16 protein-coding genes are annotated in these 16,661 nt (G+C 62.6%); 13 read left to right on the plus strand and 3 right to left on the minus strand.

What is annotated here, in order from left to right; translation table 11 throughout:
* Positions 1 to 2 precede the first annotated feature (2 nt).
* The gene (locus ACI3KW_RS20455; protein WP_113123036.1) at positions 3 to 404 is read left to right on the plus strand and encodes a VOC family protein; all 402 of its coding nucleotides are present in this window, start codon (positions 3 to 5) and stop codon (positions 402 to 404) included.
* A gap of 3 nt (positions 405 to 407) precedes the next feature.
* Here ACI3KW_RS20455 and moaA read toward each other — a convergent pair whose 3' ends face one another.
* Positions 408 to 1,421, minus strand: a complete 1,014-nt coding sequence (moaA, locus tag ACI3KW_RS20460; RefSeq protein WP_404849621.1) for a GTP 3',8-cyclase MoaA — start codon at positions 1,419 to 1,421, stop codon at positions 408 to 410.
* Positions 1,422 to 1,515: 94 nt separating this feature from the next.
* The gene (locus ACI3KW_RS20465) at positions 1,516 to 2,109 is read right to left on the minus strand and encodes a L,D-transpeptidase (RefSeq protein ID WP_262168851.1); all 594 of its coding nucleotides are present in this window, start codon (positions 2,107 to 2,109) and stop codon (positions 1,516 to 1,518) included.
* Positions 2,110 to 2,363: 254 nt separating this feature from the next.
* Between ACI3KW_RS20465 and rpiA the strand changes: the two genes are divergently transcribed.
* The 7 genes from rpiA (at position 2,364) to gltX (ending at position 11,347) form a co-directional block, all read left to right on the plus strand.
* On the plus strand, positions 2,364 to 3,056 hold the full coding sequence (rpiA, locus tag ACI3KW_RS20470) for a ribose-5-phosphate isomerase RpiA (RefSeq protein WP_404849622.1): 693 nt from the start codon (positions 2,364 to 2,366) through the stop codon (positions 3,054 to 3,056).
* A 22-nt stretch (positions 3,057 to 3,078) separates the two neighbouring features.
* A complete protein-coding gene (locus ACI3KW_RS20475) occupies positions 3,079 to 3,606 on the plus strand; it encodes a DUF2059 domain-containing protein (protein ID WP_162740392.1) in 528 nt (175 codons plus the stop codon).
* 113 nt (positions 3,607 to 3,719) lie between these two features.
* Positions 3,720 to 5,099: a glutathione-disulfide reductase gene (gene gor / locus ACI3KW_RS20480; protein WP_404849623.1), complete on the plus strand. Its 1,380-nt coding sequence runs from the start codon at positions 3,720 to 3,722 to the stop codon at positions 5,097 to 5,099.
* 730 nt (positions 5,100 to 5,829) lie between these two features.
* Positions 5,830 to 7,206 carry a class II 3-deoxy-7-phosphoheptulonate synthase gene (locus tag ACI3KW_RS20485; RefSeq protein WP_113123887.1) on the plus strand — a complete coding sequence of 459 codons (1,377 nt, stop codon included), beginning with the start codon at positions 5,830 to 5,832 and terminating at the stop codon, positions 7,204 to 7,206.
* A gap of 115 nt (positions 7,207 to 7,321) precedes the next feature.
* Complete coding sequence (locus tag ACI3KW_RS20490; protein WP_262168843.1) at positions 7,322 to 8,233, plus strand: hypothetical protein; 912 nt, start codon at positions 7,322 to 7,324, stop codon at positions 8,231 to 8,233.
* Positions 8,234 to 8,357: 124 nt separating this feature from the next.
* Complete coding sequence (locus ACI3KW_RS20495; RefSeq protein ID WP_404849649.1) at positions 8,358 to 10,025, plus strand: NAD+ synthase; 1,668 nt, start codon at positions 8,358 to 8,360, stop codon at positions 10,023 to 10,025.
* Complete coding sequence (gltX, locus tag ACI3KW_RS20500; RefSeq protein ID WP_262168841.1) at positions 10,022 to 11,347, plus strand: glutamate--tRNA ligase; 1,326 nt, start codon at positions 10,022 to 10,024, stop codon at positions 11,345 to 11,347. The genes ACI3KW_RS20495 and gltX overlap by 4 nt, the downstream gene beginning before the upstream one ends.
* Here gltX and ACI3KW_RS20505 read toward each other — a convergent pair.
* Positions 11,292 to 12,437 (minus strand): DUF2865 domain-containing protein, encoded by a 1,146-nt coding sequence (locus tag ACI3KW_RS20505; protein WP_404849650.1) that lies wholly within the window; start codon positions 12,435 to 12,437, stop codon positions 11,292 to 11,294. The two genes, gltX and ACI3KW_RS20505, sit on opposite strands and share 56 nt — an antisense overlap.
* Before the next feature lie 135 nt (positions 12,438 to 12,572).
* Between ACI3KW_RS20505 and ACI3KW_RS20510 the strand changes: the two genes are divergently transcribed.
* The 5 genes from ACI3KW_RS20510 to ACI3KW_RS20530 all read left to right on the plus strand — a co-directional run bounded on the left by ACI3KW_RS20510 (position 12,573) and on the right by ACI3KW_RS20530 (position 16,658).
* Entirely contained in the window at positions 12,573 to 13,571 is a 999-nt protein-coding gene (locus ACI3KW_RS20510) for a fumarylacetoacetate hydrolase family protein (protein WP_404849624.1), read from the plus strand.
* A 195-nt stretch (positions 13,572 to 13,766) separates the two neighbouring features.
* Positions 13,767 to 15,209 (plus strand): cysteine--tRNA ligase, encoded by a 1,443-nt coding sequence (gene cysS, locus ACI3KW_RS20515; protein ID WP_404849625.1) that lies wholly within the window; start codon positions 13,767 to 13,769, stop codon positions 15,207 to 15,209.
* The gene (locus tag ACI3KW_RS20520; RefSeq protein ID WP_404849626.1) at positions 15,191 to 15,691 is read left to right on the plus strand and encodes a GFA family protein; all 501 of its coding nucleotides are present in this window, start codon (positions 15,191 to 15,193) and stop codon (positions 15,689 to 15,691) included. Before cysS ends, ACI3KW_RS20520 begins: the two co-directional genes overlap by 19 nt.
* Positions 15,688 to 16,176 carry a GFA family protein gene (locus ACI3KW_RS20525; protein WP_404849627.1) on the plus strand — a complete coding sequence of 163 codons (489 nt, stop codon included), beginning with the start codon at positions 15,688 to 15,690 and terminating at the stop codon, positions 16,174 to 16,176. The genes ACI3KW_RS20520 and ACI3KW_RS20525 overlap by 4 nt, the downstream gene beginning before the upstream one ends.
* Positions 16,173 to 16,658 (plus strand): GFA family protein, encoded by a 486-nt coding sequence (locus ACI3KW_RS20530; protein WP_404849628.1) that lies wholly within the window; start codon positions 16,173 to 16,175, stop codon positions 16,656 to 16,658. Before ACI3KW_RS20525 ends, ACI3KW_RS20530 begins: the two co-directional genes overlap by 4 nt.
* Positions 16,659 to 16,661 lie beyond the last annotated feature (3 nt).

Below are 16,661 nucleotides of genomic sequence, written 5' to 3' on the forward strand. Positions count from 1 at the left end.
CCATGCTGGTCGGTTTTGAACATATCGGCGTCACCTCGTCCGATCTTGATCGGACGATCGCCTTCTATTGCGGCCAGCTCGGCCTCAAGCTCGTGCTGCGCAAGCAGCAGCCACGTGGCGAAATGGCCTTTCTCGATGCCGGCGGCGGCATGCTCGAAGTCTTCGCCCCCAACGGCCACATCGCCCGCTCGCGCGACGTGCCCCCGCTCGAGGCCGGCATGCGCCACCTCACCCTGGCCGTCACCGATGTGGATGCGCTGATCGCCGAGCTCGAAGCCACCGGCACCGAAATCGTCGAATACCCGCGCGCCGCCCACAACACCGAAATGTTCAAACGCGTCGCCTTCTGCCGCGACCCCGACGGCATCGTGGTGGAATTGGCCGAGCGCATAGAGGGGCGTTGAGCGCTACCCCCCCGTCACGCTCATATGCCGCCCCAGCGCCGGTTCCGGCCGCGCGCGGTCGATCACGAAATCATGCCCCTTGGGCTTAATCAGCATGGCCTGGTCGAGTGCCGCGTCCAGTGCTTCAGCGCCACCTTCGCGTAACGCATCGCGCAGGCTCACCTGGTCCTCCTGCCCCAGGCACAGGAACAATTGCCCGGTCGCCGTCAACCGCACGCGATTGCAGCTTTCGCAGAAATTGTGGCTCATCGGGGTGATAAAGCCCAATATGCCACCGGTCTCGGCTACCCGCGCATAGCGGGCAGGGCCCCCGGTGCGGTGATCCAGCTTTTCCAGCGTATAGCGTTTGGCGAGCCGATCACGCAGTTCGCGCAGCGGCAGGTAACTGTCGACCCGGTCAATGCCCACTTCGCCCAGCGGCATGCCCTCGATCAGCGTCAGCCCCATGCCGCGCCCATGCGCCCAGGCCATCATTGGCTCGATTTCGTCGTCATTGACGCCGCGCATCGCCACCATATTGATCTTGATTTTGAGGCCGGCCGCCTGCGCCGCGTCGATCCCGCCCAGCACATCCTCGATCCGCCCGCGCCGCGTGATCGCGCGAAAACGCTCCGCATCCAGCGTATCGAGCGACACATTGATCCGCCGCATGCCCGCTTCCACCAGCGCCTCGGCATGCTTGGCCAATTGGCTGCCATTGGTGGTCATGGTCAGCTCATTCAGCCCATGCCCGATATGCCGGCCCAGGCTGCGCACCAATTCGATAATGTCGCGCCGCACCAGAGGTTCGCCGCCGGTCAACCGCAACCGCGTCACCCCGCGCGTCACGAAAGCGGTGGCAATGGTCTCGATCTCGGCAAAGCTCAGAATCTCCTTTTTGGGGAGAAATTGCATGTCCTCGGCCATGCAATAGACGCAACGAAAATCGCACCGATCCGTCACCGAAATCCGGAGATAGGTTATATGCCGGCCGAAACGGTCGACGAGCGGGCGGGCCGGTGCTGGATTAGTCGTCATGGCGACAAATCTAGTTGGTTCCGAGGTGCTTTCAAAGCCACCCAAACAAAAAAGCCGCCTCCGAAGAGACGGCTTCATGACAATTCAGTCGCCGCTAGTGCTTGACGACGATCAGTGCACCGACGCGAACGCGCTCATAAAGATCGGTCACGTCTTCGTTGGTCAGGCGGATGCAGCCCGAGGAAACCGCCTGACCGATCGACCAAGGCTCGGACGTGCCATGTACGCGATACAGCGTCGAGCCGATATAAAGCGCGCGGGCGCCCAGCGGATTGTCCGGGCCACCGGGCATATAGGCGGGCAGGTCCGGCACGCGCTTGCGCATCTGCGGCGGCGGCGTCCAGCCCGGCCATTCGGCCTTGCGGGTAATGCGGTGCTGGCCCGACCAGGTGAAGCCATCGCGGCCCACGCCCACGCCATAGCGGATCGCCTTGCCGTCTTCGAGCACCAGATACAGCCGGCGCTCACCGGTTTCGATCACGATGGTCCCCGGCTTGTAATTGCTCGCATATTCGATCGTTTCCCGCTTGATTGGGCTGCCGCCGCGATTGCGCGTTTTAACGACGCTGGGCTCTTCCCAGGTATTGGTATCGGCATTGTAGACGCGAGCGGCCATGCTGGGCATGGTCAATGACACCGACAAAAGTATCGACAGCCCGATTGCCGCGGCTGTTCTGAATTTGGACATCTGACGACTGGCCTCTGAAAATAGATGGGCTGGCGATTCGCCCATCGGATCAATGACGATTTGCTTACGCGGTTTACAAAACAGCAGGAAGGGCGCTTGCCCCGTTTCCGCCACACTCCAGACATGTTCACTAAATTGTGTTGCCAGGGAGTTACAAAAATGGCTCACCGTTCCGTGATCCCACTCCTTTCGGTGCATTGACTTGCCCGCGTCCGCCCGGCATTTGGGCGGCCAATGACGAGGAGAGCCCTGCCATGAATGATGATCTCAAGCGCCAGGCCGCAGCCATGGCGCTGACTGAGGTGCGGCCCGGCATGCGGCTGGGCCTGGGCACCGGCTCGACGGCCTGGCATTTCGTCGATCTGCTCGGCGCCAAGGTCGCCGCAGGTTTCGACTGCATCTGCGTGCCCACCTCCGAGGTCACGGCGCGGCAGGCCGAGGGCCTGGGCATTCCCCTCTCGAACCTCGAAACCCTCGACCGGCTCGACATCACCGTCGATGGCGCCGACGAGATCGATCCGGCGCTCAACCTCATCAAGGGGGCAGGGGGCGCATTGCTGCGCGAAAAGATCGTCGCGGCGGCCTCCGATGTCATGATCGTGATTGCCGACGGCTCCAAGCTGGTCGACACGCTCGGCAAGTTTCCGCTGCCCATCGAGGTCAATCGCTTTGGCCTGGGTGCCACCCAGCGCACCATTGCCGAGGTGATGGCAGCCCATGGTGCCCAAGGCGGCCTCAAACTGCGGCAAACCAAGGATGGCGCACCCTATGTCACCGATGGCGGCCACTTGATCCTTGATGCATTTTTTGGCCGCATTTCGCAGCCAGAAGCGTTGTCACGGGATTTGCTGGACATTGCCGGCGTCGTGCAGCACGGACTGTTCCTCCAGATGTGCAAGAAGGCTTATGTCGCGATGCCGGATGGCGTAAGAACCATCCAGGTATGAAATGAGGGTGGATTCGAACAGGATGGATATTTCGATGATGACCGGTGTGTTGAAGCGCTCCAAGGCGCTGGTGGCAGTTGCTTTGAGCGTTTCCATGCTCGGCCTGTCGGTTCCGGCCTTTGCGCAGGAAGTGGCGCCCGAACAATTGGCGCTGGCGCGCAAATATATCGATCTGACCGATCGCGCAGCCATCTATGAGATCACGCTGGTGCAGACCGCGATCGATACCATGCGCCAGATCGTGCAGCAGAATCCCGAGCTGAGCGAGCAGACCGATGCCGCCATCACCAAGACGCTCGAGGAATATAAGGGCCGCAAGAGCGAGTTGCTCGATCAGTTCGCTCGCGTCTATGCCGTGCGCTTCACTGCGGCCGAACTGCAGGAAATCGTCACCTTCTATGAATCGCCCACCGGCTCGAAGCTGTCCCAGGCCAATGCCGAGGTGAATACCGATATCCAGCGCGTGCTGACCGTGTTCACCAATACGCTGCAGCAGGAATTTTATGCCAAGGTCCGCGCCGAACTGCGCGCCCAGGGCGTGCAGCTCTAGGCTCACTTATCGACGACCGAATTGGACCCCGCCTTGTGCGGGGTCTTTTTTTATGCGAAGCGCCATCCGATATTCATCGGTATCGACCGATATAACCAGCCAGCGGAGCCAGCATGTCCGACACTTACGATCTCGTTGTCATTGGCGCTGGCTCAGGGGGCGTGCGGGCCGCCCGCATGGCCGCCACCTACGGCGCCAAGGTTGCAGTGGTTGAGGAATTCCGTGTCGGGGGCACCTGCGTCATTCGCGGCTGCGTGCCCAAAAAGCTCTATGTCTATGCCAGCCGCTTCAACGACCTGTTCGATGTCGCCTCCAGCTTTGGCTGGCAGGTCGACGCCTCCTTTGATTGGCCGACCCTGGTCGCCGCCAAGGAAAAGGAAATCACCCGGCTCGAACACGCCTATACGTCGAACCTCGAAAAGCCCGGCGTCGAGATCATTAGAGATCGGGCGCTGGTCACCGGTCCCAATAGTGTCCATCTCGTAGCGGGCGACCGTGACCTGACCGCCAAATACATCCTTGTTGCCACCGGCGCGGCTCCATTCGTGCCGCCCATCCCCGGCCATCAATTGGGCATCACCTCCAACGAGGCTTTCGATCTGCCGGCACTGCCCCATTCCATCCTCATCGAGGGCGGCGGCTACATCGCGGTCGAATTCGCCACCATCTTTGCCGGCCTGGGCGTCGATACCACCATCATCTATCGCGGCGACTGCATCCTGCGCGGGTTCGATGATGACATGCGGCGTGGCCTTGAGGCTGGCCTGATCGATCGCGGCATCAAGCTGATCTACCAGACCACCATCAAGTCGCTGGCCAGGCATGGCGACGACATTGCCGCCACCTTCAGCGACGGCGTCACCGCCCCCTATGGCGCGGTCATGTTCGCCACTGGCCGCAACCCAAATGTGCGCGGCCTCGGCCTCGAAACCGCCGGCGTCAAGCTGACCCCGGCCGGCGCCATCGCCGTCGACGCCTATTCGCAGACCTCGTGCCCCTCCATTTACGCAGTGGGCGACGTCACCGGCCGCGCCGCGCTGACTCCGGTCGCCATCCGCGAAGGCTGGTATTTCGCCGAAACCGTGTTCAACAACAACAAACTCGCCGTCGATCACTCCCAGATCCCTACGGCCGTCTTTTCCGAGCCCGAAATCGGCGTCATCGGTCTCACCGAGGCTGAAGCCGCGACCCATGGCGATATCGATATCTACCTCGCCCGCTTCCGCCCGATGATGAACACGCTCTCTACCCGCACGGAGCGCATGGTGCTCAAGCTCATCACCGAAAAGGACGGCGGCAAGGTGCTGGGCTGCCATATCCTGGGACCGGGCGCCGCCGAAATGATCCAGCTCATCGCCATCCCCATGGGCATGACCGCCACCAAAGCCGATTTCGACCGCGCCATCGCGCTCCATCCCTCCGCCGCCGAGGAATTGGTGACCTTCAAGGCCCCCAGCTACGTCTATCGGGATGGGCAGAAGGTCGGCGGCTGAAGTAACGCCCCGGCTTCGGACACTCGGCCCCGCACCACCTTGATCGCTCCCCATGATGGGGACGGTGTTTACTCGGGACTCGCCCCACCACAGTGTCACCCCGGCGCAGGCCGGGGCCCATCCCGAGATGCTACGGCGGCCGCAAGGCGTGTGAGCGGGGCGGCGGAATGGTGCTTATCAGGCGATCTGGCGGCGAGTTTGGACAGCTCAGGATGGGTCCCGGCCTGCGCCGGGATGACACCGCGTTCTTGAAGGCGTCCAAAGTAAACACTCCCCATGATGGGGAGGAAATGATGGAGCCACACGCACCACCCTCCGCCTTATCCATCTTATCCCCCTGCCGAAATCCCGTGGCATCATCCGTCCATCATCCGGAACACGGGCGGCGCTGCAGCGACCGGCGTCCGGATGCCAGCCGGGGGAGTTGGGGGTCGCGCCTTGCTCCGGGATGCGCAGACGGATCAGCGGGCGGGAGGGCTACGGTCACCTGCTGGGGTCGCGATGCTGCCTTCCGACCAAGGCCCGGCGCCCCGAGGCAAGTTGCGCCTCATATTTATTTACTCACGAGGCGAATCTGGTCTCGGGGTCCGTCCGTCTACCCGACAACCGCAGCACAGGCGGCGCTTCCGTGCGCCCTATACTAAAGCCGACCGCGAATATCCTTGTCCCGGCCCGCCGCCCTTGGTATTCCGCCCGCAACAAACCGTAACCCGCGCGAGCGAGACCCGACATGACCACCTGGACCCCCAATAGCTGGCGCGACAAGCCCATCTCGCAGGTGCCTGCCTATCCAGACAGCGCCGCGCTGGCCGAGGCCGAGCGTCAATTGGGCACGTTCCCTCCATTGGTCTTTGCCGGCGAAGCGCGCGATCTCAAATCCAAGCTCGCCGCAGTGGCCCGTGGCGAGGCCTTCCTGCTGCAGGGCGGCGATTGCGCCGAGAGCTTTGCCGAGCATGGCGCCGATCACATCCGCGATTTCTTCCGCGTCTTCCTGCAAATGGCCGTGGTGCTGACCCATGGCGCCAGTAAGCCCGTGGTCAAGGTCGGCCGCGTCGCCGGCCAATTTGCCAAGCCGCGTTCGGCCGATACCGAAACCATTGATGGCGTGGAACTCCCGAGCTATCGCGGTGACATCATCAATTCCATCGAGTTCACCGAAGCCTCCCGCGTTCCCGATCCCGATCGCATGCTGCAGGCCTACCGCCAGTCGGCCGCCACGCTCAATCTGCTGCGTGCCTTCTCCATGGGCGGCTATGCCGAACTCACCCGCATCCACGAATGGACCGTCGGGTTCATGAAGGGCTCCAATTGGTATCCGCGCTACGAGGAAGTCGCGCGCAAGATCGACGATGCCATCACCTTCATGGCCGCGCTCGGCCTCAATCCCGACAACACGCCGGCCCTGCGCCAGACCAGCTTCTTCACCAGCCACGAAGCCCTGCTGCTCGGCTATGAAGAAGCCCTGACCCGCCGCGATTCCATTACCAATGACTGGTACGCCACTTCCGGCCACATGCTGTGGATTGGCGACCGCACCCGCCAGCCCGATGCGGCCCATGTCGAATATTTCGCCGGCATCAAGAACCCCATCGGCATCAAATGCGGCCCGACCCTGAGCAGCGAAGACCTGCTACGCCTGCTCGATCGCCTCAATCCCACCGATGAGGCCGGTCGCATCACCCTGATCGCCCGTTTCGGCTCCGACAAGATCCACGATCACCTGCCGCGCCTGATTGAAACCGTGCAGCGCGCCGGCCGCACCGTCGTCTGGTGCTCCGATCCGATGCATGGCAACACCATCAAGGCCTCGACCGGCTACAAGACTCGCCCCTTCGAGCGTGTGCTGTCGGAAGTGAAGAGCTTCTTCGAAATCCACCGCGACATGGGCACCTATGCCGGCGGCGTGCATATCGAAATGACCGGCGACGACGTCACCGAATGCGTCGGCGGCGTCTCGGCCGTCACCGAAGCCTCCCTCTCGGATCGCTACCACACCTATTGCGACCCCCGCCTCAACGCCAGCCAGGCCCTGGAACTGGCCTTCCTCGTCGCCGAAGAAGTCCACGCCCAAAAACCACCCCGCGAAACCCGCATCGCCGGCGAATAGGGCAGGGGCGCTAGCCCCCGCCCAAACCCCGATCCGCCGTTTAGCGGAACATTAACCCTAATGACCCATAAATTTCCTGAACGACCCAGAAAGGGTCCACGTTCTGGAGATTGTCATGAACCGCTCCCTGTCCAGCATCGCCGCGATATTGGCTCTCGGCACGGCCATGCCCGCTCTGGGCGCCGATTCAATGTTCCCGGACATGCGGCCCTCCTACGGCAACGAATGGGGACAGAGCGAAGACAACCCCCTCCGCATGGAAGCGGGCCTGCGCTACTGGTATTCGCTGGGCGAGCAGAACGCCAATGTCGGCGGCACCTCCTACGATACCAAGGATCGCAGTCATATTCTGGAAGGCCACTTCCGGATCGACGATGACTACACATCCACCTTTGTGAAGGGTCAGGCCGGTTATGCCGTCTACACAACCGGCGACTACGAAACCAATGTTGGCGTCCCTTCTCCATTCGAAGGCGGCCAGATCGGTTATGCCGGCGCCGATTTCGGCTATACCCCGTTTGGCAACGAAACCTTCCGCCTCGGCGCTCTGGTCGGCTACCAATACAATCGGGAATCGCCTGACCGGAACCGCTACGACGTGCTGAACGACGATGGTCTCAATATTCATTCCCTACGCCTGGGCGTAACAGCCCACGCCGATATCAACGAAATGTTCGATATCGACGCCGAAGTCGCAGCCATCCCCTATGCTTATGGCTACGGCGCCAGTAGCGAAATTCCAATGGCCGATACCGTCATTCAGGGCGTCACCGTTAACCGCACCCGCACCGAAACCAGCGGCGCCCTCTACGGCGCCAGTGGTCAGATCATGCTCGGCTTTCACCCCACCGAGAATCTGACGATCCGCGTCGGCGGCCGCGCCTGGCTGCTCGACGGGCCAAGCAGTTCCCGTCAGAAATGGTGGGAGGCATCCACGCCGGATAGCTACATCTACAGCGATCAGAACCTCAACGGTTTCTCCCTGTTGCGTTACGGCGCCCTCGCCGAGTTGACCGGCCGCTTCTAGCCTCTGCCATCAATCTGCAACCTTTGATCCGCTTGCCCTTGCCGGGGTGAGCGGATAAGTCTTGCCCGCGCGCGGTTTGCGCCGCTGCGTCACCTTCTTTCCCAGCACACGGGCCAGCATCATCGTGACAGACCGCCTCAGAATTGCGCTTGCCCAGCTCAATCCCAAGGTCGGCGACATCGCCGGCAATCTCGCGCTCGCCCGCCAGGCGCTGAGCGATGCAGCTGCCGCCAAAGCCGATATCTTGCTGCTCTCCGAGCTGTTCCTCACCGGCTATTTCCCCGACGATTTGCTGTTCAAGCCCAAATTCGTCGATGACGCCATGCAGGCCGCCCGCGATCTGGTTGCCGACACCGCCGGCACCGGTGTCGCGCTGATCCTCCCCACCGTCTGGCGCGACCAGACGGGCCTGCACAACAGCGTCGTCGTCGCCGAAAATGGCGAGATCATCGCCACGCGCCTCAAGCGCGAATTGCCCAATGACGATGTCTTTTACGAACGGCGCTATTTCGTCCCCGGCGTGCTGCAGGAACCGGTGACAATCAAGGGCGTCTCGGTCGGCATCCCGATCTGCGAAGATATCTGGCACCCCTGGGTCTGCGATCACCTCGTCCAGCGCGGCGCCGAAATCCTGCTTTGCCCCAATGGTTCGCCCTATTGGACCAATAAGCAGCATGTTCGCAAGGAACTGGTCCGCGCCCGCGTGGCCGAGGATCGGGTGCCGCTGCTCTATCTCAATCAGGTGGGGGGCCAGGACGAATTGGTGTTCGACGGTGCATCCTTTGCCATCGAGCCGGGCGACAAGCTCGTGTTCCAAGGCAAATCCTTTGCCACCGATTTCATCGTCTCCGACTGGGTCGACGGCCAAGACGGCTGGACCTGCACCAATGGCCACGTCACCGAACTCACCACCACCGACGAAGCCCCCTGGCTCGCCTGCGTGCTCGGCCTGCGTGACTACGTGCACAAGAACGGCTTCAAGCAGGTCGTGCTCGGCCTGTCGGGCGGCATTGACAGCGCCGTGGTTGCCGCCATGGCCGTGGACGCCTTCGGCGCCGAAAACGTCCACACCATTATGCTGCCCTATCGCTACACCTCCGAGGATAGCCTCAAGGACGCCAAGGACTGCGCCACCCGCCTCGGCGTGCGCTACGACATCGTCTCCATCGGCGATCCCGTCGATGCCGCGCTTGAGCAGCTTGCCCCAGTCTTCGGCAATCGCCCCGCCGATCTGGCTGAGGAAAACATCCAGTCCCGCATGCGCGGCGTCGTCCTCATGGCCGTCTCCAACAAGCTAGGCTCCATGCTCCTCACCACCGGCAACAAGTCGGAAATGGGCGTCGGCTACGCCACCATCTATGGCGACATGAACGGCGGCTACAATCCGCTCAAGGACATGTTCAAAATGGAGGTCTATCGCCTGGCCGCCTGGCGCAATGCCCATGTCCCCGGCGATTGCCTTGGCCCCGCGGGCGAAGTCATCCCGCAAAACATCATCGCCAAGGCCCCGTCGGCCGAGCTGCGCCCCAACCAGACCGATCAGGATAGCCTGCCGCCCTATCCGGTGCTCGACGCCATCCTCACCGCCATGGTCGAGGAAGAAAAGTCGATCGCTGAGATCGTCGCCCTGGGCCATGACGAGGCTCTGGTGCAGCGCATCGAGCGGCTGCTCAATATCGCCGAATACAAGCGCCGCCAGGCGGCTCCCGGTCCCAAGCTCACGCCCAAGGCGTTTGGGCTGGGCCGCAAATATCCCATTACCAACGGCTACAAGGACCGGACCATCGGATGACCATCGTGCGCTGGGCGCCATCGCCCACTGGCCGTATTCACCTGGGCAATGCCCGCCCGGCCATGCTCAACTGGTTCTTCGCCAAGCGCCATGGCGGCCGCTATGTGCTGCGCATGGACGATACCGATACGGCCCGCTCCACCCGTGAATTTGCCGATGGCATAGAGGCCGATCTGGCCTGGCTCGGCATTACGCCGGATCTGCTGGTCCGCCAGTCCGACCGCACCGCGCTCTATGACGCCGCCCGCGACCGCCTCATCGCCGCCGGCCGGCTCTATCCCTGTTACGAAACCGAAGACGAGTTGGGCCGCCGCCGCGCCCGCGCCCGCGCCATGGGCAAGCCGCCGATCTACGATCGCGCCGCCCTCAAGCTGACCGAAGAGGATCGTGCCAAGCTCGAAGCCGAAGGCCGCAGGCCCCATTGGCGCTTCAAGCTCGATGGCCGCCCGGTGCAGTTCGAAGACCTCATCAAGGGCAGCCAGACCGTCAACACCGCCTCCATGTCCGATCCCGTTCTGGTGCGCGAAGACGGCTCCTATCTCTATACCCTCCCCTCCGTGGTCGATGATATCGACCTTGCCATCACCCATGTCATCCGCGGCGAGGACCACGTTTCCAACACCGGCACCCAGATTGAAATCTTCGAGGCCCTGGGCGGCCCCGTGCCGATTTTCGGCCACCATAACCTTTTGACCGACGCCGAAGGGCAGGGCTTCTCCAAACGCCTCGGCTCCCAGTCGCTGTCCGATTTCCGCGCTGAAGGCTACGAGCCCCTCGCCATTGCCATCATGGCGAGCCTCACCGGCACCAGCCTGCCCATCGAACCCTATGCCTCGCTGGACGATATCGCCGCCAAGCTCGATTTCTCCATGATCTCGCATGGCGCCGCGCGCTTCGATCCGGTCGAACTCGACAATCTCAACGCTCGCCTGCTGCACGCCATGCCCTACGAGGCCGCTTTGCCGCGCCTCACCAGCCTGGGCCTGGAAGGCGAGGCCATCTGGCTGCTGCTGCGCGATAATCTGCACAAGTTCAATGATATCGTCGAATGGTCCAAGCTGGTGCTCGGCCCGGTCGAGCCTATCATTGCCGATGAAGATCGCGATTTCCTGGCGCTCGCCAAGGCGCTGCTGCCGCCCGAGCCGTGGTCGCTCGAAACCTGGGGCGAGTGGACCAATGCGCTCAAAGCCGCCACCGGCCGCAAGGGCAAGCCGCTCTTCCTGCCGCTGCGGCTGGCGCTAACCGGCCGTCACGATGGCCCCGAGCTTAAGAGCCTGCTCCCGCTGGTTGGGCGTACGGCGTGTCTGGACCGACTACCCTGACCACCTTGTCGCCGAACTGCACCAGCCGCAGCTGAGACTCACCCGGCGGTGGCGCGACGACACGCGCCACGGTTTCGCCCGGGCCCGCAGGCCGCGGCCGGGGCAAGGGCACATCGACCAGGCTCGCGGTCTGTACCGCTTCGACCACAGCCGGCACTGGAACCTGCCCGCGCGGATCGCGCAGCGGCAGCGGGAAGCTCGCCCCCTGCACTTCGATCATGGCCCGCGTCTGCCCGTCATCGGCCGTCGCGGTGATCAGCTTGCCGTCCGATTGCGGCGTCACCCGGCAGCTGGCATTCATGTCGATGGCATTGCGATATTTGAATGCCGTCGGCAGGTCCGTATAGGCCTGGTTGAACATGTTGCGCATCTGCTCGGGCTCTTGGCCCGGATTGTCGTAATAGTAGATTTCCACCTGCTCATTGGGACACATGGCTTTGCATTGCCCCATGTCATTGCCGACATAATCGGGCAGGGTCGAGTAGCTGATCGGCCAGAAATAGCCGTCGCTCAGCCGCACACACACCGTGCGTACCGTCCGATAGCCCGTATTATATCCGCCACCGCTCACCACCTGGCCGTTGGAAAAGTCGCCTTCCGTGGTGGTGCCGAAAATACGGTCGAACACGTTCTGGCGCTCATTGGAAAACGTAGCGTTGGAGCCGCCATTGGCATTGCAGCCAAAACGCGCCATTTCCTGCAGGATGGCTTCGCGCTGCTGCGATACCGCGCCCGCCGAATTCACCGATTGCGACACCGCTGCATAATCCCGGCGCAGCCGCAGCACTTCGCGCGCCACTTGCTGGCATTGTGGGCTGAGCGTCTGCCCCGCCTTGGCGGCGTCATTACATCCATCGCGGATGTAGCGGCTTTCCGCATTCTGCACGTCGCGGGCCAACTGCCGCGCCGCCTGCGAATTGCCGTCCCGTTGCTGGAAATCGCCATTGCGGTCAAACTGGCGCAATTGCCGGTCCAGCTGCGAGCAAGCCGATGACTGGGCATAGGCCATGTTGACATCGAGCGCCAAAACCACTGTCGCTAACACCAGCAACAATAGCGTCCGAATGCCCATTCCGCCCAAATTCACCATCAAGCCCTACTCGTCCGCGCCGCAACACGCGCATAATATCGGCCCTTAAGACATCGCTAGGGCCGGGTGCAACAGTATAATGTCCACCGGCGCCGAGATAGCGCAGCCCGGCCACACAACAGCGAGAATGCACCGATGAATCTAGCCACGCTGAACAATGGCCGCCCCGATGGTCAGCTCGTGGTCCTCTCGCAGAACCGTGGCCGCTATGTTTCGGCCGGCCGAGTCGCGCCCACCTTGCAGGCTGCGCTCGACGATTGGGACATGGCCGCGCCGGCCCTCTCAGCCCTCGCTGCCCAGCTCGATGCCGGCCAGATTTCCGGCCAACCCTTCGATGCCAATCGCGCCCTGGCCCCCTTGCCACGAGCCTATCAATGGATCGACGGCGCCGCCTATCTCAACCACGCCGAACGCGTCCGCGCCCTCAAGGGCACCCGCGACGCCGACCTGGCCAATCGCCCCGTGCTCTATCAGGGCGCCTCCGACTCGCTCTCGGCTCCCACCGCCCCGATCATCACGCCCGAACCCGATCTGGCGCTCGATTTCGAAGCTGAAGTCGCCGTCATCATCGGCGCCGTGCCCATGCGCGCCACACTGGAACAAGCCGCCGCAGCCATCCGCCTCGTCACCATCTGCAACGACATCTCGATGCGGCGCCTCGTCGCCAATGACCTGCAAAACGGCTTCGGCTTTTTCCACGCCAAGCCCGCCACGTCCTTTGCCCCCATAGTCACCACCCCCGCCGCCCTCGGCGTCACATGGCGCGACAATCGCCTGCATCTCCCGGTCCGTTGCGAGGTCAATGGCGTGCTTTATGGCCAGCCCAATGCCGGCTCGGACATGTATTTCGACTTCGCCACCCTCATCGTCGAAGCCGCCCGCACCCGCGCCCTAGCCGCCGGCACCATTATCGGCGGCGGCACCATTTCCGTGCATCATGAGGAAAGCCTACCCATCAAGCCCAATGGCATCGGCTTTGCCTGCATTGTCGAAGCTCGCAATGTCGAAAAGCTAAAATACGGCCGCGCCCGCACCCCATTCCTGCAACTCGACGACACCATCCGCATCGGCGCCATCGGCAGCGACGGCCAATCCGTGTTCGGCGATATCGTGCAAACCGTTGTGCTGCTCTAGAGCTTCATCGTCTTTCCCCCTTGACCGCCGCCACCACTACAGCCAAAGTCGCACCCATGAAGACCAATGCTATCCAGATTAACGTCTGCATTATTACCTGCTAACCACTCGTTGGCGGCGCGGTCTTCTTCATCCTGATTTTCTGATACCCGAAGAGCCGTCAGCCAGCGCAACTCCGCATGGCCAGGAAGCCTTTTGATGACCTCGGGAACTCCGCTTACCCTTTACAATACGCTGACCCGCACCAAGGAGCCCTTCGTTCCCCTGGATGCGGAAAATGTGCGCATGTATGTCTGCGGCCCCACGGTCTATGACTTCGCCCATATCGGCAATGCGCGGCCGGTCATCGTGTTCGATCTGCTGTTCCGGCTGTTGCGCCACACCTATGGCGCCGATCACGTCACCTATGTTCGCAACATCACGGACGTGGACGACAAGATCAACGCTCGCGCCGCCCGCGATTTCCCCGCTCTGCCGCTCAACGAAGCGATCCGTCGCGTCACCGAAAAAACCGGCCAGCAATATGCTGCCGACGTCAGAGCGCTCGGCACGCTCGAGCCCACCTATCAGCCCCGCGCCACCGATTTCGTGCTGCCCCGGCCCGATGGCAAGCCCGACATGGTCTCTCTGATCCAGCGCCTCATCGCCAATGGCCACGCGTACGAGGCCAATGGCGAAGTGCTGTTCGACGTTAAATCCATGCCCGATTATGGCCAATTGTCCGGCCGCAATCTCGAAGACAATCTCGCCGGCGCCCGTATCGCCGTCGACGCCCACAAGAAAAACCCCGCCGATTTCGTGCTCTGGAAACAATCCAGCGCCGAAGAGCCCGGCTGGGAAAGCCCATGGGGCAGGGGGCGCCCCGGCTGGCATATCGAATGCTCCGCCATGAGCGCGGCCTATCTCGGTGAAGTCTTCGACATTCACGGCGGCGGGCTCGACCTGATCTTCCCGCACCATGAAAACGAAATCGCCCAGTCCCGCTGCGCCCATGGTACGCACGAAATGGCCCGCGTCTGGATGCATAATGGCTTTCTCCAGGTGGAAGGACAGAAAATGTCCAAGAGCCTGGGCAATTTCGTCACCATCAACGACCTGCTCGAAACCGGCGCCATGGGCGGTCACGCCTGGCATGGCGACGTGCTGCGCCTGGCCATGCTGATGACCCATTATCGCGAGCCCATCGATTTTTCGGTCAAGCGGCTCGAAGAGGCTGAAACCAAACTCCGCGACTGGCAACGCGCCGCCCGCGGCGCCGAATTGGCCAATGACGATGCACCGGACGCCTCGGTAATTGCCGAACTGGCCGACGATCTCAATTTCCACCGCGCCAGCGTGGTGCTCGACGCCATCGCCAAAAAGGCCAATCGCGGCGATGCCCGCGCCAGCCATTGCCTCGCCGCCACCCTGAGCTTCCTCGGCTTCAGCCTCGATAGCCTGCTGACCTCCGATGACGGCTGGGAAGAACCGCCCCACATCGCCGCCGCCATAGAAAACCGCCTCGCCGCCCTCAACGCCCGCGACTTCGCCAAAGCCGACACCATCCGCAACGAACTGTCCGAACAGGGCATCTCCCTGATGGACTACAAAGACCCCGAGACCGGCGAGCGCAAAACCAAATGGGAGAGCAAGAGGTGAAGGCCCCCGGAAAATCGGAGGCCCATACCGGCGGCTGCCAGTGTGGCGCCGTGCGCTTCAGCGTGACCCGGTTGGGGCGCCCCTCCATCTGCCATTGCCGCATGTGCCAGAAGGCCTTTGGCAGCTTTTTCGGCCCGCTGGTCACCGCACATAATGCCGTCTGGACCCGGGGCGAGCCCAAGTGGTTCCAGAGCTCCAATGCCGCTCGCCGCGCCTTTTGTGGCGATTGCGGCACCCCGCTGGGCTATGAGACCCGCTTCGGCCTCGAACTCGCCATCGGCGCATTCGATGACCCCAGCGTCGCCGCCCCGCAAATTCAGGTGAACCTGGCCGATAAACTGCCCTTCTTCGACGGCCTCACCAGCCTGCCGGTCTCCACCCATCAAAGCGACGAGTGGCGCGATTTCCTGGCCGGCATCCATTCCAATCAGCACCCCGATCACGACACGGCCGATTGGCCAGCGCAGAGGGATGAACCATGACCGAGGCCTATCGCTATCTCGCCCGTAGCGGCGGCTGCCAATGCGGCGCCATCCGCTTCCACGCCGCCGAACTGCGCGATAATCCCCATGTCTGCTATTGCCGCATGTGCCAGAAAGCCATGGGCAATCTCTTTGCCGCCCTGGTCGGCGTGCGCCACCATCACCTCACCTGGACCCGCGGCGAGCCCGCCGAATTCATGAGCTCGGACCTGGCCGCGCGCGGCTATTGCCGCGATTGCGGTACCCCGCTCTATTATCGGGCCATCGGCGGTGAACATCTCTCCATGTCCATCGGCGCTTTCGACGACCCCCACAACATCCCCATACTCTACCAGTTCGGCATCGAAGGCCGACATCCCTCTCTGCTGCACTTGCCTGCCATCGAGGAAGTGGGCACCACCGAAGCCAATATGCCCGACGAAGTCGGCCCCATTCGCGAGACCAATCACCAGCATCCCGACCACGACACCGGGCGCTGGCCATGAACACGCCCGTCCTCACCGGTGGCTGCCAATGCGGCGCCGTGCGCTATAGCTTCAGCGAAAAACCCCGTGGCGCTCATATCTGCCATTGCCGTATGTGCCAAAAAGCCTTTGGCGGCTTCTACGCGCCCCTGGTTGGCGGTCCTACCGTCACGTTTAGGGTTACTCGTGGCGAGATCAGCAAATTCGCTTCCTCCGACCAGGCCGAGCGCGGTTTTTGCGCCAGATGCGGCACGCCCCTGACCTTTGCCTATGTCGGTGGGGAGTGGATGTCCGTGTCGATCGGCTCACTCGATGATCCCGAGGCATTCCCGCCCGAGGATCAGCACGGCGTCGATAGCCGCCTGAGCTATGTGAATGCGCTGGGTCAATTGCCCGATCATCCCTCGATCGAGCAGCGCCACCCCGACAAAGCCGCCTTCATCGCGTCAACCAATCACCAACACCCGGACCACGACACCCTAGTCTGGCCGGACCCTAGTTGAGTA

It is taken from the genome of Devosia sp. ZW T5_3, from assembly GCF_044987315.1.
Classification (GTDB): Bacteria; Pseudomonadota; Alphaproteobacteria; order Rhizobiales; family Devosiaceae; genus Devosia.

Coding starts and splice junctions, on each gene's coding strand:
- ACI3KW_RS20465 (WP_262168851.1), bottom strand. CDS start 2,109: ATGTCCAAATTCAGAACAGCCGCGGCAATCGGGCTGTCGATACTTTTG.
- ACI3KW_RS20490 (WP_262168843.1), top strand. CDS start 7,322: ATGAACCGCTCCCTGTCCAGCATCGCCGCGATATTGGCTCTCGGCACG.
- moaA (WP_404849621.1), bottom strand. CDS start 1,421: ATGACGACTAATCCAGCACCGGCCCGCCCGCTCGTCGACCGTTTCGGC.
- gor (WP_404849623.1), top strand. CDS start 3,720: ATGTCCGACACTTACGATCTCGTTGTCATTGGCGCTGGCTCAGGGGGC.
- ACI3KW_RS20505 (WP_404849650.1), bottom strand. CDS start 12,437: ATGGTGAATTTGGGCGGAATGGGCATTCGGACGCTATTGTTGCTGGTG.
- rpiA (WP_404849622.1), top strand. CDS start 2,364: ATGAATGATGATCTCAAGCGCCAGGCCGCAGCCATGGCGCTGACTGAG.
- ACI3KW_RS20520 (WP_404849626.1), top strand. CDS start 15,191: ATGGGAGAGCAAGAGGTGAAGGCCCCCGGAAAATCGGAGGCCCATACC.
- gltX (WP_262168841.1), top strand. CDS start 10,022: ATGACCATCGTGCGCTGGGCGCCATCGCCCACTGGCCGTATTCACCTG.
- ACI3KW_RS20455 (WP_113123036.1), top strand. CDS start 3: ATGCTGGTCGGTTTTGAACATATCGGCGTCACCTCGTCCGATCTTGAT.
- ACI3KW_RS20530 (WP_404849628.1), top strand. CDS start 16,173: ATGAACACGCCCGTCCTCACCGGTGGCTGCCAATGCGGCGCCGTGCGC.
- ACI3KW_RS20525 (WP_404849627.1), top strand. CDS start 15,688: ATGACCGAGGCCTATCGCTATCTCGCCCGTAGCGGCGGCTGCCAATGC.
- ACI3KW_RS20510 (WP_404849624.1), top strand. CDS start 12,573: ATGAATCTAGCCACGCTGAACAATGGCCGCCCCGATGGTCAGCTCGTG.
- ACI3KW_RS20475 (WP_162740392.1), top strand. CDS start 3,079: ATGGATATTTCGATGATGACCGGTGTGTTGAAGCGCTCCAAGGCGCTG.
- ACI3KW_RS20485 (WP_113123887.1), top strand. CDS start 5,830: ATGACCACCTGGACCCCCAATAGCTGGCGCGACAAGCCCATCTCGCAG.